Here is a 22,202-nt window from a genome sequence, read left to right on the forward strand (position 1 = left end):
AGCTTAAAAGGAATAGCATTTTGAGGATACAAAGGTAAAAGATATGCCAATACTAACAAATAGATAAGTATCCCTTTTTCTAAAATCGCCTCTTTGGGTGCCCGGCATTCCAATCTGGTTAGCTGAAGGATCAGATAAATTAACCCAGTAATCTCCACTTTTAACATAAGCTGGATTAGTTGGATATCTCCCGCTTACGTCATCAATATAATCTGTAAAAGGCGTTCTGTACCCCAATTCGGTAAAAACACTCCATGTAGATTTGTAATTATACCGTAGCCCAAGGCCATACGGAATAGTTAACACTGCATTATTATAGCCATTTTCCTGACCTTCGGTGGCTAATCGGTCTAACCGGTATTTTTCACCATAAACATTTACAGTTGGTTTAAACACAAGAAAACCCAGCCCAGTAAAAAGGTAGGGCGTAAACTGACGCGTTCCGCCGCCCAGGTTAAAATTAAAAAAATTGAAATCTACCAGTCCGCTAAACTCATTTAGCGTTGTTTTAAAACGCAGGTTTCTTTGGCGGAACTGTTCATTACGCGAATCGGCATCATCTGCCCTTATCTGTCCGTAGGTATAATTTAGGCGGATGCCAACATATTGATTAAAATTCCGTTTTACATAAGCACCGCCTGAGAAACCACTTACCTGCAAGGGATTATTCTGGTTAAGATCGCCCATATAACCTGCTCCGCCAACCATCATCCCAACTTCCCAGGAAGGGTCGCCCACCACTGTACGCTGTGCGCTAACCAGCTGCGTATTAACAATGAGAAGTAGAATAATTAACAGCTGTTTGCCTGGAGTCATACTCAATAGTTACGGGTATCTATACCCCACAATAATTTATTCCTTAACGTGTTTAAATAGGTTTCATTATTAAGGCGAATAAGATTTAAGCAAAAATCTGCCTTTTTAATGCTAATTTTTACTGAACGCTCTACGGTAACTGTCCGGCTATCACATGAAACCAAAAATTTTGATTCTCTGGCTTCTACCTCGAAAGAGAGCTTATTGCTATCCGGCACGACAACCGGCCGTACATTTAAATTATGTGGCGCAATAGGTGTAATGACAAAGTTTTTAGAATCCGGATAAATAATTGGTCCACCGCAACTTAAAGAGTAAGCTGTAGAACCTGTTGGGGTTGCAATAATTAATCCATCGGCCCAGTAAGAGTTGATGAACTCATTATTCATTGAGGCATGAATAATCATCATCGCCGAATTATCGCGGCGGTGAATGGTTATATCGTTCAAGGCAAAGTTCTCTTCACCAAATAAACCATTATCTGATTCTAGCCTTAAGAGCGATCTGGAATCTAAGGTATATTCTTTATTAATCAAGGCATGGAGTGCCGATCCGATTTCATTTTTATTGATACTGGCCAAAAAGCCAAGGCGGCCAAAGTTGATGCCTATTACAGGGATGCCTGAATTGCGAATCAATGATAAAGTATCAAGCAATGTACCGTCTCCGCCCAAGCTTAACAACACATCTGCACGTTCCTTTAGTTCGGTATGGTTATGAAAAATAATGGTATTGGCCGGAAGTTTTATCTTCCCATGTAGCGATGTTTTAAATTTAGCATATAAAACAGGCTGAATATGATGTTCGGCTAAATGATTAAAAACCTCTTGTACATAGGGCAAAACCGTATCATTAAAATCCCTTCCGTAAATTGCAATCCTCATAAAGCAGGTTTATACATTTAAATAGTTCATGAAAGAATCGTAACGCTCCTGCGATCCATCATCAATCTGGGTGTTATTGTATACCTCTTTAACCAGATAATCATATCTTTCGAAAGCGGCTACCAATGAAGTAATTTCTGTTTTATTTACTTTGAGCGTTACCTCTAAACGCGTAGAATCTTCGAAAGAATTTACATACGAAGAGAGCACCTGTGTATTATCGGCTTCAACAATCTGGGCAATGTGGGCCAATGAATTATCACGGTTACCGATTTCCAGAACAATAATTCCGCCTGCCTCGTTTACGGCATACTGTTCGGCCATGGCATTCACCATACTGATTACAGGGATTAAGCCGGCGTAGTTTTTATGCTGATCCAAAACCGGAACGGCTGTTAAATTTAACTGGTTGAACAACCGGAGTACATCGTAAGCATGAGCATTACTAAACACAAATACATGAAGTATGTTTATGGCATTATCGGTTAGAAGCGTATCGTGATTAACAATGTTCAACAAATCATCTTCAGCTACCAACCCCAATAAAGTTCCCTCGTTAACAACGGGCAAATGCTTTAGTTTAAAATCGTTCATACGATCTAAAGCTTTCTGTACCGTGTCATCGGCGCTTAATGATGGAATTGCATCTGATATGATTTCTGCTGCAAACATTTATTTTAACAATATTCTATCTAAAAACTTTTCTAAAAATGCATTAAATATCTGTGGGTGTTCCATCATAGGCGCATGCCCGCATTTATCAACCCAGTTTAATTCGGAGTTAGGCAACAGTTGGTGAAATTCTTCTGCCACTTCCGGTGGTGTAACTTTATCGTTTTTGCCCCATATCAATGAAACCGGTATGGTAATTTTGGAAAGGTCTTTAGCCATGTTGTGGCGTATTGCCGATTTTGCCATGGTCAAAATACGGATCACCCTTGATCTATCGTTAACTGTTTTAAAAACATCATCAACCAGTTCTTTAGTTGCCGTCGCAGGGTCGTAAAAAGTAAACTCTACTTTTTCCTTGATATAATCGTAGCTTTCTCTACGCGGGAAAGACCCTCCAAAAGCATTTTCATATAAGCCAGAACTACCTGTAAGTACCAACGCCTTAACAAACTCCTGATGTGCCACTGTAAACACTAAGCCAACATGACCGCCAAGCGAATTGCCGATAAGCACTACCTGGTTTAAATTTTTATATTTTAAAAAGCGGTGAAGGTATCTTGATAATGCTTTTACGCCCAATGTTAAAATGGGCAGTTCGTAAATTGGTAAAATTGGAATAATTACCCTATAACGATCTTTAAACTGTTCTATAACCTGCTCCCAATTGCTGAGTTCGCCCATTAGGCCGTGTAGCAATACCAGTGTCTCGCCTGTTCCAGCTTCAATGTATTTAAATCCGTCTTCTTCTTTTATCGGGTAAGTCATATCTATTTTAGATGGTATTGTAATACTAAGTTAGTAGAGTAAAATTAAATTTATGCATTTATCAGCCATTTTTCTGAAATAAAATCGAAAACGGTATAAAAACGTCTTTTGCACAGCGTAAAGCGATAAGCGTTGGCAATTGTTAACCTTCTGCCTTTAGACTTTTACCTTAATTAAGCGAGTTTTTCTTTAACGATCTCTGCAATTAATTTACCATCAGCTTTACCGGCAAGTGCTGCATTTGCCATCCCCATTACCTTACCCATATCTTTAACCGATGTGGCGCCAGATTGTTTGATTACCCCTTCAATAATTGAGGCTACTTCTTCCCGGTCTAATTGTTTTGGCAGGAATTGATTAATAACCTCAATTTCCTCGTTTTCTACCTGGTATAAGTCTTCACGGTTTTGTTGCTTATAAATATCAGCCGATTCACGGCGCTGCTTAATCAGTTTCTGAAGAATTTTAATTTCCGCTTCTTCTGTAATTTCTTCTGAAGATCCTTTTTCTGTTTTAGCCAACAGTAAAGCTGCCTTTATTGCTCTTAAGCCTCTTAACTGTGCATTATTTTTAGCCAGCATGGCTTTCTTAATTTCCTGATCTATTGTATTTGATATCATCTTTAACCCCAAACCCCTAAAGGGGCTTTCCTTTAATTAGTTATTAATTATTTAATTCATTAATACCCCATTTATAATCCCCCTTTAGGGGTTTGGGGTTCTATTTACTATCGTTGCGGTAGCTTGTGCAGTTGGCATAATGAGCATGTCGTTGATATTAACATGTTTTGGCCTGCTCACAACGTACCAGATGGCATCGGCAATATCATCGGCAATTAGTGGTTCCAGGTTTTCGTATACCTTTTTTGCACGGTCTTCATCACCTTTAAAACGCACTACCGAAAATTCAGTCTCTACCATACCGGGATTAATTTCAGTAACCTTTATGCCATGGGGCAATAAATCGATACGCATGCCTTTGCTCAAAGCATCTACCGCATGTTTACTGGCACAATATACGTTTCCGTTTGGATAAACTTCTTTACCGGCAATAGAACCAATGTTGATAATATGTCCTGACTGATTGGGAATCATCCAATTGGAAACAATTTTAGTTACATAAAGCAAACCTTTCACATTGGTATCAATCATGGTGTCCCAATCATTTGTGTTACCTTTATCAATAGGATCTAAACCCTGGCTTAAGCCCGCATTGTTGATCAGAACATCAACCTTTTTCCATTCTGCTGGCAAAGCTTCTAAAGCAGCCGTGAGGCTTTCGTTATTGCGGACATCAGACAAAACCTGCTGAATGTTAATGGCATATTTATCTGCTAAATGATGAGCAATTTTAGCCAGACGATCATTTCTGCGGGCCAGTAATATCAGGTTGTAACCTTGCTGAGCAAATATATGGGCACAAGATTCACCAATACCAGAGGTTGCACCTGTAATTAATGCGATTTTAGACATTTCTATGAATTTTAAGTCTCGGTAAAGCTTTTTAAAAAAAGCTTTAATTTACCTATACCAACAAAGGTAAGTTTTTTTGGATTGCCTGACTATTGAAAAATCAAACTGAATGTTAATTGACGTAATTTCAACTTATCTATCGGATTGGCATAAACGGTATTGTCATGCTGCAGCAAATCGTTGGCCGAATAGGAGAGTTTTATTTCGGGCGACATTTTAAAATACTCAAAATAAATATCAAAACCAATACCTGTTTCGTAGGACAGGTAATTTCTTTTATTTTTTAAAAACTTGTTTACGGCCGCCTCTCCTTCATCGAAGGTTTTCTTTTTCGAAGCGATATCAATTGAATATTTAGCTCCGCCAAGCCAATACACCCTCAAATTATTCAACCTGTTCGATTTAACCTTTATGCCTAAGGGAAATTCGAACATGGTTGCCTGTACTTTCTTGTCAACTACTGTCTGGAAGTTTTTAGTTTGCCCGTTGCCTACATCAATCGGGGCCATAGGCTCATACTCATAAGTGACTACCCGATCACTAAAAATAAGCGAAGGTGTTGCACGGATATCAAAGTTGTCTGATATCATTCTGTTCATCACAAACCCTAATCCAAAGCCTGGAGAGGGAGCACTGGAAATAGCATTTAAGTTTGGAGTAATTGGAATGCCCGAATTTGGATCATATGATGGATCAAGCGCGTTTGGCACTTCATAAAAAGGCGATCGCCAATTCGGCTTTTTAAGAATTTTGTATTCGGCCGATATGTACTGAAAATTAAAACCAAAACTCCAGTCTTCATCATCTATCCCCCCGCCCCAGTTTTGCGCAAAGGTGGCTGTAGAGACCATCAAAAGTGGAATAATGAAGCTTAATTTTCTGATCATTTAGTTCCTACATATATCGAACTTATTCCAAACGTTAAGATTCTTTGTTTGGTACTTTTAAACCCAACTTTTTCCATCAGGCTGGTAAAATCCTCTCCGTCTGGGAAAGCGGCTACCGATTCTGGCAGATAAGTATAGGCCCTATGGTCTTTCGAAAAAAGTTTTCCAAAAAAAGGCGTTACCTGCTTAAAGTAAAAACTATACAACTGTTTTACCGGAAAAACTTTTGGTTTCGAAAATTCCAGAATCACCATTTTACCGTTGGGTTTTAATACCCTGTACATATCGGCTAATCCCTTTTCAAGATTTTCGAAGTTGCGCACCCCGTATGCGCAGGTAATGGCATCGAACGTATCGTTTTCAAAATGCAGCCCCTCAGAATCGCCAACCTGAACGGTAAAAACCTCATTTAAAATGCGTTCGTTAATTTTCTTCCTGGCCACGTCTAACATGCCTTCCGAGATATCAACACCAATTACGCGTTCCGGATGAAGCTTTTTTATGGCCTCAAAAGCAAAATCACCAGTTCCGGTGGCCACATCAAGTAAAGTTCTTGGATGGATAGATACCAGTTCTTTAATGGCTTTTTTGCGCCATAACACATCAATCCCTAAAGAAAGAAAATGGTTTAAAAAATCGTAAGTACCAGAAATGTTGTTGAACATGGTTGCAACCTGCTCTTTTTTAGTTGCATCTTCTACCTGGTATGGAGTAATATTCTGATTCATGATATGAAGCAAAGATAGATAAAAGAGTTTGCAGTTGGGAGTTTAGAGTTTGCAGTTTAGCGATTCCTGTAAACTTTACGAATTGCTGACGACGGCAGATTTTCAACTCCGAACGCCCAACTCCCAACTCAAAACTAATTCATACCTTTGCATTATGATTATCAAAACGGCAACATTTGTTTGCAGCAACACACAGATTTCGGCATTACCGGCACCACTTATGCCTGAATATGCTTTTATTGGCCGCTCTAATGTGGGTAAATCTTCATTAATCAACATGCTGGTTAATCAACATGGATTGGCCAAAACTTCTCAGCGCCCCGGAAAAACACAGTTGATTAATCACTTTTTAGTTAACGAAGCCTGGTACATTGTCGATTTGCCGGGTTATGGTTATGCAAAGGTTTCTAAAACCAGCAGAGAGAAATGGGAGAAATTTATCCGGGCATACATCACTAAAAGAGAAAGCTTACAATGCGTTTTTGTTTTGATAGACAGCCGTTTAGAGCCGCAGGGAATTGATATTGAATTCTGCTACTGGTTAGGTGAAAAGCAAATTCCATTTTCACTGATTTTTACCAAAGCAGATAAACAAGGGATGACTACCACCCAGAAAAACGTTGCGGCCTTTAAGAAAAAGCTGGGCGAATTTTTTGAAGAAATTCCAGCTACTTTTATCACTTCTGCTGAAAAAGGAACCGGAAAAGATGGAGTTTTAAACTTCATTTATGAGGTAAATAAAGACTTCGTCGTTCCGACAGACTATAAGAAGTTTTAAACAGTTTCCAGTCTGCAGTACACAATTTCAGTTTAACGTCTAAAATCTGTGTAATCAAATAATCTGTGTAATCATCTTTAAAAAATGAAAAAATACTTTTCACTCGTATTATTCGCTCACTCTGTCTTTGCGCTGCCATTCGCCATGATCGGTTTCTTCTTAGGCGTAACTACAACAGAAAATCCATTTTCATGGTATAAACTTATTTTGGTTTTGCTTTGTATGGTTTTTGCCAGAAATTCGGCCATGGCTTTTAACCGCTACCTCGACCGGAATATTGATGCGAAGAACCCAAGAACCAAAATGCGCGATATCCCGGCAGGAAAAGTTTCGGCCAATGAGGCACTTACTTTTGTCATCATCAATTGCCTGCTATTTGCCATTACCACTTATTTTATTAATCCACTTTGTTTCTATTTATCTCCCGTGGCCTTATTTGTGGTTTTGTTTTATAGTTACACCAAACGTTTTACTGCACTTTGCCACCTGGTATTGGGCCTTGGACTCGCCCTTGCCCCTATTGGTGCCTATATAGCCGTAACCGGACATTTTGCACTGGTGCCTGTACTTTACTCGTTAACCGTATTGTTCTGGGTAAGTGGGTTTGATATCATATACGCGCTTCAGGACGAAGAATTTGACCGAGAAGAAAAATTACATTCCATCCCATCGGCACTTGGCATTAAAAATGCTTTGAATGTTTCTGTGCTATTGCATATACTTTCGGCTACCTGTGTTATTTTGCCTGTGTTTTTTTCATCCTTTAGCTGGGTTTATTACGTAGGTATTGTGTTTTTCTGTTCAATGCTTGTTTATCAGCATTTACTGGTAAAACCAAATGATATCAGCAAAGTAAACAGGGCATTTCAAACCTTAAACGGTTATGCCTCTGTAGTGTTTGCCATATGCTTTTTAATAGACGCGTATTTAAGACATAAATAATTGAGTGAATGATTGAATTTGAATGAGAGATTATAACATTGCGTCATAAAGCCATTCACGCCTTCAATCATTCCAATATCAAATAATTAATTACTATGATCACTAAGAAACCAAGAACATATATTCCTCAGGAACTAAACATTACCTGGGAAAATTTAGCACCACTTTTTACTGAACTGCAAAACCGCGAAATAAAAAGTACCATTGAGTTAGAGCAATGGTTAAAAGACCGTTCGGAACTGGAAGCTGCCCTGGAAGAAGATTTTGCCTGGAGATACATTAAAATGAGTTGTGATACGGCGAATGATGAATTGGTCAAAAACTTCCAATATTTTGCGACGGAGATTGAGCCAAAGATTTCTCCGCTATCGAACGAACTGAACAAAAAATTTGTCGAAAGCCCATTTATGGATGATCTGGACAAAGAAAAATATTTCGTGTACAGTCGTGCCATTAAAAAAGCCTTAGAACTTTACCGCGACGAAAACATTGAACTCTTTACCGAGCTTCAGGTAAAACAGCAAAAATACCAAAGTGTTACCGGCGCCATGAGTGTGGAGTTAAAAGGGCAAGAGTATACTTTGGAGCAAGCCTCTATTTTTATTAAAGATTTAAACCGCGAGGTGCGCGAACATGCCTGGAAGACGATCCAACAACGCCGTTTGGTTGACAAAGATGATTTAAACATTTTGTTTGATGAGCTGATCAGGCTGCGCAATCAGGTTGCTTTAAATGCAGGCTTTGAAAACTACCGCGATTATATGTTCCAGGCATTGGGACGTTTCGATTATACCCCACAAGATTGTTATGATTTTGCCAATGCAATTGAAAAGGAAATTGTCCCGATTTTAAAAGAACAGGCCGAAAAACGTAGAGAGGCACTAGGTTTAGAAACGCTAAAGCCCTGGGATCTGGAAGTTAGCGTAAGTGGTAAACCAGCCTTAAAACCGTTTAGCAACGGCGAGGAACTGATTGATAAAAGCATTGCCTGCTTTAATGCCATTGATGAAAAACTGGGTTCAAAATTGGCTACCATGAAAGCCAATAATCTTTTTGATGTAGAGAGCAGAAAAGGTAAAGCACCGGGCGGTTACAATTATCCACTGGCCGAGACAGGGGCACCATTCATCTTCATGAATTCGGCCAATTCTTTACGCGATTTGACGACTATGGTTCACGAAGGCGGCCATGCCATCCATACTTTTTTAACCGCAAATTTAGAGCTCAATGATTTTAAGCATTGTCCATCTGAAGTAGCAGAACTCGCATCTATGAGTATGGAGTTAATTTCAATGGACAAGTGGGATGTTTACTTTGATAATGAAGAAGATTTAAAGCGTGCCAAAAAAGAACAGTTGGCCGACGTTTTAAAAACATTGCCCTGGGTTGCGGTAATTGACCAGTTTCAGCATTGGATTTACACCAATCCTAACCATACAGCGGCCGATCGTGAAGAGACATTTAAACAGATTTACAGCCGTTTTGGTGCCGGTTTTGCCGATTGGACAGATCTGGAGCAGCAATTTGGAAACGTATGGCAAAAACAACTGCACTTATTTGAAGTTCCATTTTACTATATCGAGTATGCAATTGCCCAGTTAGGTGCCATAGCCGTTTGGAAAAACTATAAAGAAAATCCGGAAAAAGCTTTAGCACAGTATTTGGAAGCACTTTCTTTGGGTTATACCAAACCTATAAACGAGATCTATGAAACTGCAGGAATTAAATTTGATTTCCGTGCTGAATATGTAGAAGAACTGGCCGGTTTTGTGAAATCGGAACTTGAAAAATTAGGATAAGGAAAGGTAGAAGGTTTAAAGGTGGAGGATAGAAGGCTTCCCTTCAATAAATATAATAAAGGTCGTGGTATTTACCGCGACTTTTTTGGTTTATAACCACGGATAAAAAGGATGAACACAGATTAATACTTACCTTACCTGGTCTTAGCTTCTCGCTAAGACTTGATTGCGGTTCTTTGCCACGGAAACACAGAAGACACGGAACTAAACAACAATGCAGAACCTTAATGTATAAAAATGAGTTTTGAAGACTAAAATTATGTTTTACCCGATTTAACCAAGTAAACAGACTGGATGGAAATGGATTGCCTTTTGGAAAAGGATATTTATTTTTAGCCAAAACTTTCCAAAAGGATTGTAATATACAGCAGAATTAAAACATACCTATACCGCCCAGCCTTTGCTCTTCAAAAAATAAACTTCACATAAATGCAGATAATCATTAATCTACAGCCTGATCCTTTTTGCTGATCCTAAGAATCACAAACATCACTAAAACCGACAGCAAGATCATGATCAGATAACTATAACTCAGGTTACGTTCATCTTTTGCGGGGATCAGATTTACAATTCCGTAGCTCAAAAATGAAACAATTACATATGTGATGCCTCCCGTTAATCCACCTGCAATGCCTGCATTTTTCGGGAATTTGCTCAGGCAGAAAGTAAAGTAATTGTTAAAGGTAAAACCAGCCCCTATATGGATCAAAAAAGCGAAGAAAATTAACGACCAAAGGTTGGAAATAAAATTTAAACTTACGATCATTAAAGCTACAAAAACGACCTGCAACAGCGAGTTGATCATTAATCTTTTAAAGAAGGGCCTGTTGATGGTGGCCTTACCGATAAAGCCACCTACCATCCACGCAAAACCTAAAAACAACGAGCTGTAACCGGCAATAACGGGAGAGAACTTAAAATGGTGTTCGATAATAAACGGACCGGTCATGTTGTAAACCATCACCATACAATAGGCTAGACCTAACATTACGATGCCTAAAGTAAAAATGGGTGTTTTAATCATTTTAATATAGATGCCTGTAATCTTTTTCAGCTGAAAAGCGGTAAAGTGCTTTAGGGTTTCACCACTGAACAGCAACTCCAGTAAAGCAAAAACAAGGGCAAAACCAGCCAGGAAATAGAAATTAGATTCCCAACCAAATACCGTTTGATGGTAACCGCCAATAAAAGGTGCTACAATTGGCCCTGTAGACCAAATAATAGAAAACAGACTGAGGTAGTGTTTTAACTGATTGCCTTCAAAAAGATCAACAAAGTATGCCCTTTTGGCTACGACAATTGCGCCTACAGTAAACCCATGGATAATGCGCATTAAATAAATAAGGTAAATTTGATGTGTTGTAGCAATGACTATACTTGCTGCTGCAAAAATCAATAACGAATACAGGCAGATTTTGTATCTGCCAAAGCTATCAAGCACGCTCCCGATAAAAAGTTGCGCAACACCATAACTAATTAAAAAGATGCTTAAAGTAAGTTGAACCTGAACACTGCTTACCTGCATTTCGCCTGCCATTGTTGGTAAGGAGGGGATATAAATATCGGTAGCAAAACCCGATAATGGAATTAAGGCAAAGGCCAGTATAGTGGCCAGGCCCTGGTGACGCTCTTTAATATATTTTATTTGTTTGGTGTCAGCATTCATCTTAATATTGTTATCGTAAAAAATGGCCAGATCAAAATCTAATTAATAGCGTATATTGATCTGATTGATTTTCGGCAACAAACTTAGCACTTTTAACCACCGTAAAATTTTACCAATCGACCAAAGGTCAATTCAAGGCAAATAATTTTAAATTTTGACTTTAATCCCATAAACAGGCTTCTTTTTCGCTGCATTTTGATCGTGTGATGGTATGGTGTATTGAAAATTATATCTTGCTTTAAACGTTTTTAGCCAAACTTTTTATAAGTTTGAGCAAACAAGCAAACAAAAGATGTTCGAAAAGCTATTCAGAAAGAAATCTATTTCCAAGATATTACAAGATGCGGCAAAAGGCTATGGCGATCATGAAAATACACTACATAAAACACTCGGTGTACGCGATTTAACAGCTTTTGGAATTGCAGCGATTATTGGAGCGGGCATTTTCAGTACGATTGGCAAGGCAAGTGCAGATGGCGGCCCTGCAGTAATCTTTTTATTTATTTTTACCGCGGTTGCCTGTAGTTTTGCGGCCTTTGCTTATGCCGAGTTTGCATCAATGGTACCTGTTTCGGGTAGTGCCTACACTTATTCTTATGTAGCCTTTGGCGAACTGGTGGCCTGGATTATTGGATGGTCGCTCATTATGGAATATTCCATTGGTAATATCACGGTAGCCATCTCCTGGTCTGACTACTTCACCGGCTTACTCTCCACGATCAAAATACCTCCGCTCGGCATTGATGGCATCCATGTACCTGATTGGATGACCATGGATTATTTAAGCGCCTACAACGGACATCAACATGCCGAAGCGCTATTAGCTGCAGGCAAAAACCTGGCAGATTTGGATCCGGCTATAGCCCTGGCCAATAATGCCTGGCTTACAGCCCCAACTATCGGTGGTTTTCATATTGTAGCAGATATTCCGGCTCTTGGCATCATTATTTTAATTACCTGGTTAATTTACCGTGGCATGAAAGAAAGTCGCAATGCCAGTAACGCTATGGTGGTAGTTAAACTAGCAGTAATTCTTCTGGTATTGGCGGTAGGCATATTTTATGTCGATACCAAAAACTGGAATCCATTTGCTCCAAATGGAGTTTCAGGTGTTTTAAAGGGCGTTTCAGCGGTATTTTTCGCCTACATCGGTTTCGACGCCATATCTACAACAGCTGAAGAATGTAAAAATCCTCAACGCGATTTACCGCGTGGAATGATGTGGGCGATTATTATCTGTACCCTTCTTTATGTAGCAATTGCATTGGTTTTAACCGGTATCGTTAAATCAGATACTTTAGCTGTTGGCGATCCGTTAGCATTTGTTTTTGACCAGATTGATTTAAAATTAATGAGCGGTATTATTGCCGTAAGTGCGGTGTTTGCAATGGCCAGCGTACTTTTGGTATTTCAGATGGGTCAACCAAGGATCTGGATGAGCATGAGCAGAGATGGATTGTTACCGAAATCTTTTTCGAAAATCCACCCGAAATACAAAACACCTTCATTTGCAACCATAGTAGTAGGTTTTGTAGTAGCTGTACCATCATTGTTTATGAACCTTACCATTGTGACCGATCTCTGTTCTATCGGAACGCTCTTCGCTTTTGTATTGGTTTGCGCAGGGGTTTTAGTGTTACAGAACAGGCCCGACGTTCAACGCGGAAAATTTAAAATACCTTATGTAAACAGTAAATTTATTGTTCCATTTGTTTTAATTGGTGCCTTGATTTTCGCATTCACCAAATTTGGTAAAGAAACCAAAGCATTCTTTTTCAATTCACCTAAAACCATTCAAACCGTAACTTTTGTGACCTCCTTAAGTGGCGATGAACTGAAAATTGTTAAAGAAGAAATTGTCAAAAATGCTGTGCCACAGATTGTACTGGCCGAGAAAGTAGATGCAGAATCTTACCTGAGTGCATTACCAGCTGATCGTTATGAACAGTTTATTTCTGCCTCTAAAGTTCCAGTAGAAAAAAAATACGAAAGCGGCTGGGGTTTATTTAAGCATAAAATTCCGATGTGGATTTTCTTAATCATCTGTGTAGTGATAACTTACTATTGCATTACCAAAAACTTATCGTTGATTCCGGTTTTGGGCTTAATTAGCTGCTTATATATGATGTGCGAGCTTGGCATTTCAAACTGGATTGGCTTTGGTATCTGGCTGGCAGTAGGCCTGGTGGTTTATTTTGCCTATGGATATAAGCATAGTAAATTGGCAAATCCGAATATGTAAGTGTATCAACATGACAATTTTTGAAAAAATACAGAAACATCAATCTGAGAAAAACTATGTTAAAATCAAAAGAGATGTCGGCAACAAATCCTATGAGCTTTCTCATGGTTATATTTTAGATTTTTCTTTTGAGTTTGTCCTCCTTAAGGAGAATGACGATTTTGTATTTAATGGATACAAAATCTTTAAAATATATTCAATTGTTAAAATAAGACATAACAACTGTGATCAGTTTTTTGACTCTATTATGGAACGAGAGGGGCAGAAAAAATTTATTAATACCCCCTATCAAATTGATCTGGAAAGTTGGGAAACCATTTTTGAATCCATAAGAGAATTGAAGCTAAGCTCTTCAGTAGAAAATGAAAATCATAATAACTTCTTCTTCAAGATAGGGAACATTGTTAAGGTTAAAAAAAGAAGTCTAAAAATTCTGAATTTCAATCCTGCAGGATATTTGGATAAAGAACCAACCGAGATAAAGTATAATAAAATTTCTGCTTTAGGCTTTGATGACAATTATACTAATATCATGAGCAAGCACCTAAGGATGAGAAAGTAATACACTAATAACCGGCATTACATCGACCTAAAAATATTTTGCGAATCACTGTATTACTCCACCGATCGGTGAGACACCAACAGATAGATGTGGAATGAGGATAAGTTTTACTGAAAAATGAGAAATCCTCCTTCTTTTACAGAAAGAGGATTATGTTACTTCTTCTTTATAAATGCCAGCGAGGTGATCATCACGAGGCCTAATCCAGACGCGATCATGTAGCTATTCGCATGATCAAGGTGGTATATTTTGGCTGCGGGACCTGCTATAAATAGCACAGTACCCAAAATCAATAATGCTGTTCTCATTGCTTAAACTGGTAATCTATGCAATTCAATATCATCCGGTGTCACAAAAATTAACGGAACTTTCTCTACATCCACATAACTGCTATCCAGACCAAAACTTCGCTCTTCAGATAAACTTAATTTTTTAAGGATAAAATAGTAATCCATAATCTGCCTTTCATAGAAACTCAGTTTAGTAAACTTCGATAAATGCTTTTCTAACAGTACAAATCTGAAATCGCCAGCAATTTTATGCTTGTTTAAAGAGGTGTACTGACTGGTGATGTCGATCTCTCCATTTTTCACCAACTCCTCAACCACTTTACGGTATAATAAATTTACCCGTTGTTCAATCCTGAAACCCAGCCTGAAATCAATCCTGATCAATTTACCCGGGATCAGGAATTCAACCTTATAGTCCATCGTATACGGCTCATCCATTACGTCAACATGTACTAACCAATACACATCAGCACGTTTCGGCTCTTTTTGGATAATGGAATAAATAATTTTCGACTCAATTTCTGTTTTGAAGTTGGCACTGGTTAAATAAACCAACTGTGAGGAGTATTTGGGAACAGATTCATCACTGCTCAATTCGGTTAAAATCTCATAGTAATCTTCTATTTCGACATATTTAACGAAACGGTTTTTAATTTTACGCGCCACAAACCAGCTCCACATCACCGTAAACAATAAAGAACCAATCATTACCGTTACCCATCCGCCATGTAAGAACTTGGTTAAATTACTGATCAAAAATGTGCCTTCAATAATGACATAGGTAAAGAAAAATAAGGCAATTAAATATTTCGGAAAACGCCTGCTTCTTAAATAAAAGCTCACCAGAATTGTTGTCATCAGCATGGCAATAGTGATGGATAAACCATAAGCGGCATCCATTTTTTCTGCCTTTTGAAACAACAGTACAATACCACAGCATCCAATCCACAACATCCAGTTGATCGATGGCACATATAACTGGCCCTTTGAAACTGATGGATAAATAATTTTAATTTTTGGCCAAAGGTTTAAGCGTACCGCCTCTGCAATTAGCGTAAAAGAGCCACTAATTAAAGCCTGGCTGGCAATTACCGCAGCCATTGTAGCCAATATCACCATCGGAATTTGAAACTGACTGGAAACAATCTGGAAGAACGGATTCATTTTTGCGCCCGGAACATAGCTGCCGCTGTTCTGCAAAATCCAAACGCCCTGCCCTAAATAGTTTAAAATAAGCGTGAGTTTTACAAAAATCCAACTGATCCGAATATTATTTCTACCGCAGTGGCCCAGATCAGAATATAAGGCCTCTGCCCCGGTGGTACATAAAAATACGCCGCCCAAAATTAAAAATGCCAGTTTATTGGTAGCTAATAAATGTATGGCATAATAAGGATTAAATGCCTTGAGAATGCTAAAATCCTTAATTACATAAGATACGCCTACCACACCCAGTACCGCAAACCAAACAAACATGACCGGACCAAATAGTTTACCGACCATATTGGTACCGAACTGTTGAATAACAAACAGGATAGTTAAAATGGTGAGCACAATAGGAATAACCGGCACATCGAATTTGCTGGTAAGCCCTTCAATGGCTGATGTAACGGTGATACTTGGCGTAATAATACCGTCTGCAAGCAAGGCACAGCCACCTACAACGGCCGGAACAACCAACCACTTTGCCTTTTTACGCACCAGAGAAAATAAAGAGAAAATACCACCCTCGCCCTTATTATCTGCCCTAAGGGTAATGATAACATACTTAATGGTGGTTTGTAAGGTTAATGTCCAAATTATACAGGATAAAACGCCCAAAACATTTAACGGATTGATATCCTGCTTCCCTCCTAAAATTGTGGTAAAAATCGCATTTAGGGTATAAAGGGGTGATGTACCAATGTCTCCAAATACAATTCCTAAACTAATTAGAACACCGCCGGCGGTTAACGCGTTGACATTTTTATGATTTGACACTTCGTTGATTATTTAGTGCGGCAAAAGTAAACTAACTATAACAATTTAACAACCAAATTATTGTGTATTTTTAACACTATGAAAATTAAATTTTATTGTTAAATTGTGTTAAATTATGGGTTTTAAACAAAATGTTTAATTTCTTTGTTTTAAATTAATACATTTGCTATACCAATTTGATGAAACTCTACACTAAGATAACGTTGCTCACAAAACTTGTATGCACATGGTGCATTGTTTTGTTATGCAGCTCAAATTCTTGGTCGCAACAAACGGATAGCATCCACATCAGCCTAAAAAGCCGGACAAAAAAAGCTAGTCGGATTCCTGAAATTAAAGCTAATATTACCCCTTATAAGCCACTATTTATGACTACTGGTGGTTCAGGAATGTTCAATACTTACTCTACAGTTACTAAAAGCACAACTGTTGCAGCTAAAGATAAGCTTTTGAATATTTTAAAAATATATCCTAATCCGGTAGAAGATCAGTTAAATATCATCCTGTCTATTGGAAAAGACGGCACTCAGACTACGATTAAAATTATCGATTTATTGGGAAATGAAGTAGCAACGCTTTTGAACGAACGTTTAAATGCCGGTGAGCATACCAAGAACTTTGTTGTTCCCAGCAGGATCAACCCTGGCATCTACTTTTTAAGGGTCATTGCAGGTTCAGAAAGCCAGGTAAAACGGATCTCAGTTTTATAACACCATTTTCTTTTCTATTTTTGAGTGATGCGGGTTAATTCCCCAGTTACTTTCACATATATTATAATTAAGAATGAAAATCATAGCCATTGGCAGAAATTATGCAGAGCACGCAAAAGAATTGAACAACCCGGTTCCAACTGCTCCTGTAATTTTCCTGAAGCCAGATACAGCCGTATTAAAAGACAATAAGCCCTTTTACCTTCCCGATTTTTCTGATGATGTGCATTACGAACTAGAAGTAGTTCTAAAAATCTGTAAGGAAGGAAAACACATTGCTGAAAAATTTGCGGCTAATTATTACGATGAAGTGGGTCTGGGTATTGATTTCACCGCACGCGATATCCAGGCAAAACACAAAGAAAAAGGATTGCCATGGGAGCTGGCTAAGGCTTTTGACAATTCGGCACCAGTTAGTATTTTCCTGCCCAAAAGCGATTACAAAGATCTTTACAATCTGAATTTCGAATTAAAGGTCAATGGCGAAAGCCGGCAGATTGGACATACCAAAGATTTGTTATTCTCGTTCGAAAAGATAATCAGTTTTGTTTCTCAATACATTACATTAAAAAAAGGCGATTTGATTTTTACCGGAACACCTAAGGGTGTAGGAAAAATAAATAGAGGGGACAAACTGGAAGCCTGGTTGGAAGAAAAACAACTTTTAAATTTTGATGTTAAGTAACGAATGACTAACAACCCGATCCCATACGAATTAAAATTTTACATTTCAGTTTGCCTTTTAGCCGCTTCTACTTTCGTTCAGGCACAACAGATTTTCAGTAACAACAAATACCCGATTACCGATTTCAGACAACCGTTGGATATTACCCCTCCTGCCCTGGCAGGTTCTTTTGGAGAAATCAGGGCCAATCACTTTCATTCAGGAGTCGATTTCAGGACCAACCAGCGTGAAGGTTACCCCGTTTATGCGGTTGCAGACGGATATATATCGAGGTTAAGGGTACAAAACAGCGGTTTTGGACAGGCGCTCTACATTAGTCACCCCAATGGTTTTACCACCGTTTATGGCCATTTACAGCGCTTTGCTCCGAAAATTGCTACGATTGTTAAAAACCTTGAATATGAAAAGAAATCATTCGAAATTGATGAATTTCCTGATGCCACATTAATTCCTGTACATAAGGGAGAAATCATTGCCTGGTCTGGTAACCGTGGCAGCTCTGGTGGCCCGCATTTGCATTTCGAAATCAGAGATACCAAAACTGAAGAAACCATTAATCCCCAGTTTTTCGGGATCATCATTCCCGATAATATCCCCCCTGTAATCCATGGATTGTATGTATATCGGTTAAACGGCAAAACTTTTAATGAAAATACACCAAAACAGGCTATTGGCATTAGTGGTGCCAACGGCAGTTATAAAACCGTTGCGCCCATTAGTTTAACCGGTGAGGTTGGTTTCGGCATTGTGGTAACCGACAGGCATAACGGTTTGTCAGGCACTAATGGCGTTTATTCCATTGAGTTGGAAGTTGATGGAAAAAAGGTATATACTTCGGCTTTAGAACGTTTTGCTTTTGAGAACAGCAAAGCCATCAACTCACATATTGACTATCCTACCTATCTCAATACCAAAAGAAGTATCCAGAAAAGTTTTATTGAACCTGGCAACCCATTAAAAATTTACAGTGGTTTGGTAAATAGCGGCAGGATAAACTTCAATGATGGTGCTTCACATCAGCTTCGCTATATTATTACCGATTCAAAAGGAAATACTTCTGTTCTCCCGTTTACAGTAAATGCGGGCGCAGCAACTGCTACAGTTCCTATTGTCCCTTCCGGAACAATTTTTCCCTACAATAAAACAAACGAATTTACTACTGACGATATCAAGGTATTTTTCCCGCTTGGAACATTGTATAGCGATTTAAACTTCACCTATAAAAAATTATCAAAACCAACAGGTAATGCCTGGTCGGCTGTTCATCAGATTCACAACAGATATACACCATTGCATATCGGATTTGACATCTCCATCAAGGCTGATCAGCTTCCGGAAAACCTCAGAAGTAAAGCACTGATTGTAAATGCAAACGGTTCATCGCAGGGTGGTTTTTTCGAGAACGGTTATGTTAAGGCCAGACCAAAAAACTTTGGTAGCTTTTATATTGCCATTGATACCATTGCGCCAAGAATATCGCCTGTAAATATCTCAGAGGGAAAAAGTATGGCAGGTTTATCTAAAATCATTTTAAAGATCAGCGATAATCTATCCGGAATAAAAAGTTTTGATGGTTATATCGATGGTCAATGGGTATTGATGGAATTTGATGCCAAAACTGCAACACTTTGGCACAGCTTTGATGAGCGAACGCCATCTGGCAAACATTCGTTTGAACTGGTGGTTACGGATATGAAAGAAAACATCAGACGATATCCGATACATTTTTCCAAATAAGTGGTAAAAATGTTTTAAAATGTCATCTTTTAAATTCACACGAACAGGATAGTAATTTAAACTGTTTACATTGCAGCATTAATTAATAAATCCATGAACATAAAAATTGAATCATTTTATATATGGCAGAGTTAAAAGAAGGTGATCAGGCACCTGCAATTACATCAAAAGATCAAAATGGAAACGAAGTTTCGTTAAGCGATTATAAAGGCAAAATAGTTGTACTTTATTTTTATCCAAAAGATGATACTCCGGGGTGTACTGCTGAGGCCTGCGATTTTAGAGACAATTATCAAGGCTTACAGGACAAGGGAATTGTCGTTTTAGGCGTAAGTGTTGACGATGAAAAATCGCATCAAAAGTTTGTAACCAAACACAATTTACCATTTACCCTCCTGGCTGATACCGACCAGAAAATTGTAAATGACTATGGCGTTTGGGCAGAAAAAAATATGTATGGCAAAAAATACATGGGCACGGTTCGCAGCACTTTTATAATTGATGGCGATGGAAAAATTATCCATATCATTAAAAAAGTTGATACCAAAAACGCCACCCAACAAGTCCTCAATTTAATCAATAACTAATTATGATATAGCAGGTAAAATATTACCTTTGTTATACAACAACAACCTCTTATTTTAATGAAACACACAATTAAAGAGCTAGAAGATATTGCCTCTCAAATCAGAAGAGATATCGTAAGAATGGTTCACGGATGCCAATCTGGTCACCCCGGCGCTTCGCTTGGATGTACAGACTTTTTTACTGCTTTGTACTTTGAAGTGATGAACCACAAAACCGACTTCACGATGGAAGGTGCAGGTGAAGATTTATTCTTCCTTTCGAACGGCCATATTTCTCCGGTTTGGTACAGTACATTGGCTCATGCCGGTTATTTCGATAAAAGCGAACTGTCGACATTCCGTAAACTGGATTCAAGATTGCAGGGTCACCCTACCACGCACGAACATTTACCGGGAATCCGTATTGCTTCAGGCTCATTGGGTCAAGGGCTATCAGTAGCAATTGGTGCTGCCTTGGCTAAAAAGTTGAACGGCGATAAATCTTATATTTTTGCCCTATTGGGTGATGGGGAATTACAGGAAGGACAAAACTGGGAAGCTGCTATGTTTGCCCCTTTTAATAAAGTTGACCATTTAATTGCATCAGTTGATTATAACGGACAGCAGATTGATGGTCCTACCAGCAAAGTGCTTGCCCTGGACGATCTACAAGCTAAATTCGAAGCTTTCGGCTGGCATGTAATCAACACTGATGGAAATGATATGAAGGCCATAGTTGAGGGTTTACATTATGCAAAAACCTTAACAGGAAAAGGTAAACCGATCTTAAATTTAATGAGCACACAAATGGGTGCCGGGGTAGATTATATGATGGGTACCCATAAATGGCATGGTACAGCGCCAAATGATGAACAATTAGCTGCTGCATTAGCGCAACTACCAGAAACTTTAGGGGATTACTAAATTAGATTGGAGACAACAGATATGAGATTTGAGACGAATTGTCGCCTGATCTCACATCTAAAATCTCATATCTCATATCTAAAACAAAATGAAAAAATATACATATACAGAAAAAAAAGATACACGTTCGGGTTTTGGAGCTGGCTTACATGAAGCTGGAAAGAAAAACGAAAATGTGGTTGCCTTGTGTGCCGATTTAGTTGGATCGCTTAAAATGGACGCTTTTATTAAAGATTTCCCTGAGCGTTTTACACAGGTTGGTATCGCGGAAGCAAATATGATCGGTATTGCAGCGGGTATGACCATTGGTGGTAAAATTCCTTTTACCGGTACTTTTGCCAACTTCTCTACCGGCCGTGTTTACGACCAGATCCGTCAATCAGTAGCTTATTCGAACAAAAATGTAAAAATTTGTGCATCTCACGCCGGATTAACACTGGGTGAAGATGGTGCAACACACCAGATCCTGGAAGATATCGGTTTAATGAAAATGCTGCCAGGTATGGTCGTAATCAATCCTTGCGATTATAACCAGACGAAAGCAGCTACCATCGCCATTGCAGAGTACGAAGGTCCGGTTTATTTGCGTTTTGGCCGTCCGGTAATTCCTGTATTTACAGATCCGGATCAAAAATTTGAGATCGGTAAAGCCTGGATGGTGAACGAAGGCACGGATGTAACCATTATTGCTACCGGTCATATGGTTTGGAAAGCAATTGAGGCGGGCGAAAAATTAGCTGAATTGGGGATAGATGCCGAGATTATTAACATACACACCATTAAACCTTTGGATGACGAAGCCATCTTAAAATCAGTTAAAAAAACCGGATGTGTGGTTACTTGCGAAGAGCATAACAAATTTGGCGGATTGGGCGAAAGCGTAGCACGTTTGTTAACAACCGAACTGCCAACTCCACAGGAGTTTGTAGCCACCAACGATACTTTTGGCGAAAGCGGAACACCAGATCAATTAATGTCTAAATATGGTTTGGATGCCGTAAACATTGTTGAAGCAGTTCAAAAAGTAATTGGCAGAAAAAAATAGATTTGAGATATTAGATATGAGGTTTGAGACACTATCAAATCTCATATCTCAA

General features: G+C 38.7%; 22 protein-coding genes. 11 read left to right on the forward strand and 11 right to left on the reverse strand.

Features of this window, described 5'->3' with window-relative positions:
• Positions 1 to 3: 3 nt before the first annotated feature.
• The 8 genes from porG to ubiE form a co-directional block, all read right to left on the reverse strand.
• Positions 4 to 816, reverse strand: a complete 813-nt coding sequence (porG, locus tag ACIQXP_RS08255; RefSeq protein ID WP_387505188.1) for a type IX secretion system protein PorG — start codon at positions 814 to 816, stop codon at positions 4 to 6.
• Between the two features lie 2 nt (positions 817 to 818).
• Positions 819 to 1,700, reverse strand: coding sequence for an NAD kinase (locus ACIQXP_RS08260; RefSeq protein ID WP_293744342.1), 882 nt, complete (start codon positions 1,698 to 1,700; stop codon positions 819 to 821).
• Positions 1,701 to 1,709: 9 nt separating this feature from the next.
• Entirely contained in the window at positions 1,710 to 2,372 is a 663-nt protein-coding gene (locus tag ACIQXP_RS08265; protein WP_387505189.1) for a CBS domain-containing protein, read from the reverse strand.
• Positions 2,373 to 3,137: an alpha/beta fold hydrolase gene (locus tag ACIQXP_RS08270; protein ID WP_090986078.1), complete on the reverse strand. Its 765-nt coding sequence runs from the start codon at positions 3,135 to 3,137 to the stop codon at positions 2,373 to 2,375. It lies immediately after the preceding gene.
• Positions 3,138 to 3,310: 173 nt separating this feature from the next.
• The gene (locus ACIQXP_RS08275; protein ID WP_145860293.1) at positions 3,311 to 3,757 is read right to left on the reverse strand and encodes a GatB/YqeY domain-containing protein; all 447 of its coding nucleotides are present in this window, start codon (positions 3,755 to 3,757) and stop codon (positions 3,311 to 3,313) included.
• Between the two features lie 84 nt (positions 3,758 to 3,841).
• Positions 3,842 to 4,609: an SDR family NAD(P)-dependent oxidoreductase gene (locus ACIQXP_RS08280; protein ID WP_293744340.1), complete on the reverse strand. Its 768-nt coding sequence runs from the start codon at positions 4,607 to 4,609 to the stop codon at positions 3,842 to 3,844.
• An 89-nt stretch (positions 4,610 to 4,698) separates the two neighbouring features.
• Positions 4,699 to 5,496 carry a type IX secretion/gliding motility protein PorT/SprT gene (gene porT, locus ACIQXP_RS08285; protein WP_387505190.1) on the reverse strand — a complete coding sequence of 266 codons (798 nt, stop codon included), beginning with the start codon at positions 5,494 to 5,496 and terminating at the stop codon, positions 4,699 to 4,701.
• Positions 5,493 to 6,224 carry a bifunctional demethylmenaquinone methyltransferase/2-methoxy-6-polyprenyl-1,4-benzoquinol methylase UbiE gene (ubiE, locus tag ACIQXP_RS08290; protein ID WP_208864415.1) on the reverse strand — a complete coding sequence of 244 codons (732 nt, stop codon included), beginning with the start codon at positions 6,222 to 6,224 and terminating at the stop codon, positions 5,493 to 5,495. Before ubiE ends, porT begins: the two co-directional genes overlap by 4 nt.
• A 154-nt stretch (positions 6,225 to 6,378) precedes the next feature.
• Between ubiE and yihA the strand changes: the two genes are divergently transcribed.
• The 3 genes from yihA to ACIQXP_RS08305 all read left to right on the forward strand — a co-directional run bounded on the left by yihA (position 6,379) and on the right by ACIQXP_RS08305 (position 9,743).
• On the forward strand, positions 6,379 to 7,002 hold the full coding sequence (gene yihA, locus ACIQXP_RS08295) for a ribosome biogenesis GTP-binding protein YihA/YsxC (protein ID WP_387505191.1): 624 nt from the start codon (positions 6,379 to 6,381) through the stop codon (positions 7,000 to 7,002).
• Between the two features lie 84 nt (positions 7,003 to 7,086).
• Positions 7,087 to 7,944, forward strand: a complete 858-nt coding sequence (locus ACIQXP_RS08300; RefSeq protein WP_293744338.1) for a UbiA-like polyprenyltransferase — start codon at positions 7,087 to 7,089, stop codon at positions 7,942 to 7,944.
• 95 nt (positions 7,945 to 8,039) lie between these two features.
• On the forward strand, positions 8,040 to 9,743 hold the full coding sequence (locus tag ACIQXP_RS08305; protein WP_293744337.1) for a M3 family oligoendopeptidase: 1,704 nt from the start codon (positions 8,040 to 8,042) through the stop codon (positions 9,741 to 9,743).
• A 442-nt stretch (positions 9,744 to 10,185) separates the two neighbouring features.
• Here ACIQXP_RS08305 and ACIQXP_RS08310 read toward each other — a convergent pair whose 3' ends face one another.
• Complete coding sequence (locus ACIQXP_RS08310; RefSeq protein WP_387505192.1) at positions 10,186 to 11,409, reverse strand: MFS transporter; 1,224 nt, start codon at positions 11,407 to 11,409, stop codon at positions 10,186 to 10,188.
• Between the two features lie 292 nt (positions 11,410 to 11,701).
• Between ACIQXP_RS08310 and ACIQXP_RS08315 the strand changes: the two genes are divergently transcribed.
• Together ACIQXP_RS08315 and ACIQXP_RS08320 are read left to right on the forward strand one after the other, a co-directional pair.
• Positions 11,702 to 13,651 carry an amino acid permease gene (locus ACIQXP_RS08315; protein WP_387505193.1) on the forward strand — a complete coding sequence of 650 codons (1,950 nt, stop codon included), beginning with the start codon at positions 11,702 to 11,704 and terminating at the stop codon, positions 13,649 to 13,651.
• 10 nt (positions 13,652 to 13,661) lie between these two features.
• A complete protein-coding gene (locus ACIQXP_RS08320; RefSeq protein WP_387505194.1) occupies positions 13,662 to 14,213 on the forward strand; it encodes a hypothetical protein in 552 nt (183 codons plus the stop codon).
• 155 nt (positions 14,214 to 14,368) lie between these two features.
• Here the strand turns inward: ACIQXP_RS08320 and ACIQXP_RS08325 are convergent, their stop codons facing one another.
• On the reverse strand, positions 14,369 to 14,521 hold the full coding sequence (locus ACIQXP_RS08325) for a hypothetical protein (RefSeq protein ID WP_387505195.1): 153 nt from the start codon (positions 14,519 to 14,521) through the stop codon (positions 14,369 to 14,371).
• Between the two features lie 3 nt (positions 14,522 to 14,524).
• Entirely contained in the window at positions 14,525 to 16,483 is a 1,959-nt protein-coding gene (locus ACIQXP_RS08330) for a KUP/HAK/KT family potassium transporter (RefSeq protein ID WP_293744333.1), read from the reverse strand.
• A 368-nt stretch (positions 16,484 to 16,851) separates the two neighbouring features.
• Here ACIQXP_RS08330 and ACIQXP_RS08335 point away from each other — a divergent pair, with 368 nt between their 5' ends.
• From ACIQXP_RS08335 to ACIQXP_RS08360, 6 genes are all read left to right on the forward strand, one after another.
• Entirely contained in the window at positions 16,852 to 17,193 is a 342-nt protein-coding gene (locus ACIQXP_RS08335) for a T9SS type A sorting domain-containing protein (RefSeq protein WP_387505196.1), read from the forward strand.
• A gap of 73 nt (positions 17,194 to 17,266) precedes the next feature.
• On the forward strand, positions 17,267 to 17,878 hold the full coding sequence (locus tag ACIQXP_RS08340; RefSeq protein ID WP_293744331.1) for a fumarylacetoacetate hydrolase family protein: 612 nt from the start codon (positions 17,267 to 17,269) through the stop codon (positions 17,876 to 17,878).
• 3 nt (positions 17,879 to 17,881) lie between these two features.
• Positions 17,882 to 19,615, forward strand: coding sequence for a M23 family metallopeptidase (locus ACIQXP_RS08345; RefSeq protein ID WP_387505197.1), 1,734 nt, complete (start codon positions 17,882 to 17,884; stop codon positions 19,613 to 19,615).
• 122 nt (positions 19,616 to 19,737) lie between these two features.
• Positions 19,738 to 20,202: a thioredoxin-dependent thiol peroxidase gene (gene bcp, locus ACIQXP_RS08350; protein ID WP_145860265.1), complete on the forward strand. Its 465-nt coding sequence runs from the start codon at positions 19,738 to 19,740 to the stop codon at positions 20,200 to 20,202.
• Between the two features lie 57 nt (positions 20,203 to 20,259).
• Complete coding sequence (locus ACIQXP_RS08355) at positions 20,260 to 21,105, forward strand: transketolase (protein WP_293744329.1); 846 nt, start codon at positions 20,260 to 20,262, stop codon at positions 21,103 to 21,105.
• Between the two features lie 88 nt (positions 21,106 to 21,193).
• The gene (locus tag ACIQXP_RS08360) at positions 21,194 to 22,150 is read left to right on the forward strand and encodes a transketolase family protein (protein WP_057932755.1); all 957 of its coding nucleotides are present in this window, start codon (positions 21,194 to 21,196) and stop codon (positions 22,148 to 22,150) included.
• The last annotated feature ends 52 nt before the right edge of the window (positions 22,151 to 22,202 follow it).

The sequence above is a fragment of the Pedobacter suwonensis genome (genome assembly GCF_044762335.1).
Taxonomy (GTDB): Bacteria; Bacteroidota; Bacteroidia; order Sphingobacteriales; family Sphingobacteriaceae; genus Pedobacter.

Coding starts and splice junctions, on each gene's coding strand:
- ACIQXP_RS08275 (WP_145860293.1), bottom strand. CDS start 3,757: ATGATATCAAATACAATAGATCAGGAAATTAAGAAAGCCATGCTGGCT.
- ACIQXP_RS08340 (WP_293744331.1), top strand. CDS start 17,267: ATGAAAATCATAGCCATTGGCAGAAATTATGCAGAGCACGCAAAAGAA.
- ACIQXP_RS08325 (WP_387505195.1), bottom strand. CDS start 14,521: ATGAGAACAGCATTATTGATTTTGGGTACTGTGCTATTTATAGCAGGT.
- ACIQXP_RS08300 (WP_293744338.1), top strand. CDS start 7,087: ATGAAAAAATACTTTTCACTCGTATTATTCGCTCACTCTGTCTTTGCG.
- ACIQXP_RS08320 (WP_387505194.1), top strand. CDS start 13,662: ATGACAATTTTTGAAAAAATACAGAAACATCAATCTGAGAAAAACTAT.
- yihA (WP_387505191.1), top strand. CDS start 6,379: ATGATTATCAAAACGGCAACATTTGTTTGCAGCAACACACAGATTTCG.
- ACIQXP_RS08280 (WP_293744340.1), bottom strand. CDS start 4,609: ATGTCTAAAATCGCATTAATTACAGGTGCAACCTCTGGTATTGGTGAA.
- ubiE (WP_208864415.1), bottom strand. CDS start 6,224: ATGAATCAGAATATTACTCCATACCAGGTAGAAGATGCAACTAAAAAA.
- ACIQXP_RS08315 (WP_387505193.1), top strand. CDS start 11,702: ATGTTCGAAAAGCTATTCAGAAAGAAATCTATTTCCAAGATATTACAA.
- ACIQXP_RS08360 (WP_057932755.1), top strand. CDS start 21,194: ATGAAAAAATATACATATACAGAAAAAAAAGATACACGTTCGGGTTTT.
- ACIQXP_RS08260 (WP_293744342.1), bottom strand. CDS start 1,700: ATGAGGATTGCAATTTACGGAAGGGATTTTAATGATACGGTTTTGCCC.
- ACIQXP_RS08265 (WP_387505189.1), bottom strand. CDS start 2,372: ATGTTTGCAGCAGAAATCATATCAGATGCAATTCCATCATTAAGCGCC.
- porG (WP_387505188.1), bottom strand. CDS start 816: ATGACTCCAGGCAAACAGCTGTTAATTATTCTACTTCTCATTGTTAAT.
- ACIQXP_RS08355 (WP_293744329.1), top strand. CDS start 20,260: ATGAAACACACAATTAAAGAGCTAGAAGATATTGCCTCTCAAATCAGA.
- ACIQXP_RS08305 (WP_293744337.1), top strand. CDS start 8,040: ATGATCACTAAGAAACCAAGAACATATATTCCTCAGGAACTAAACATT.
- porT (WP_387505190.1), bottom strand. CDS start 5,496: ATGATCAGAAAATTAAGCTTCATTATTCCACTTTTGATGGTCTCTACA.
- bcp (WP_145860265.1), top strand. CDS start 19,738: ATGGCAGAGTTAAAAGAAGGTGATCAGGCACCTGCAATTACATCAAAA.
- ACIQXP_RS08335 (WP_387505196.1), top strand. CDS start 16,852: ATGACTACTGGTGGTTCAGGAATGTTCAATACTTACTCTACAGTTACT.
- ACIQXP_RS08345 (WP_387505197.1), top strand. CDS start 17,882: ATGACTAACAACCCGATCCCATACGAATTAAAATTTTACATTTCAGTT.
- ACIQXP_RS08270 (WP_090986078.1), bottom strand. CDS start 3,137: ATGACTTACCCGATAAAAGAAGAAGACGGATTTAAATACATTGAAGCT.
- ACIQXP_RS08310 (WP_387505192.1), bottom strand. CDS start 11,409: ATGAATGCTGACACCAAACAAATAAAATATATTAAAGAGCGTCACCAG.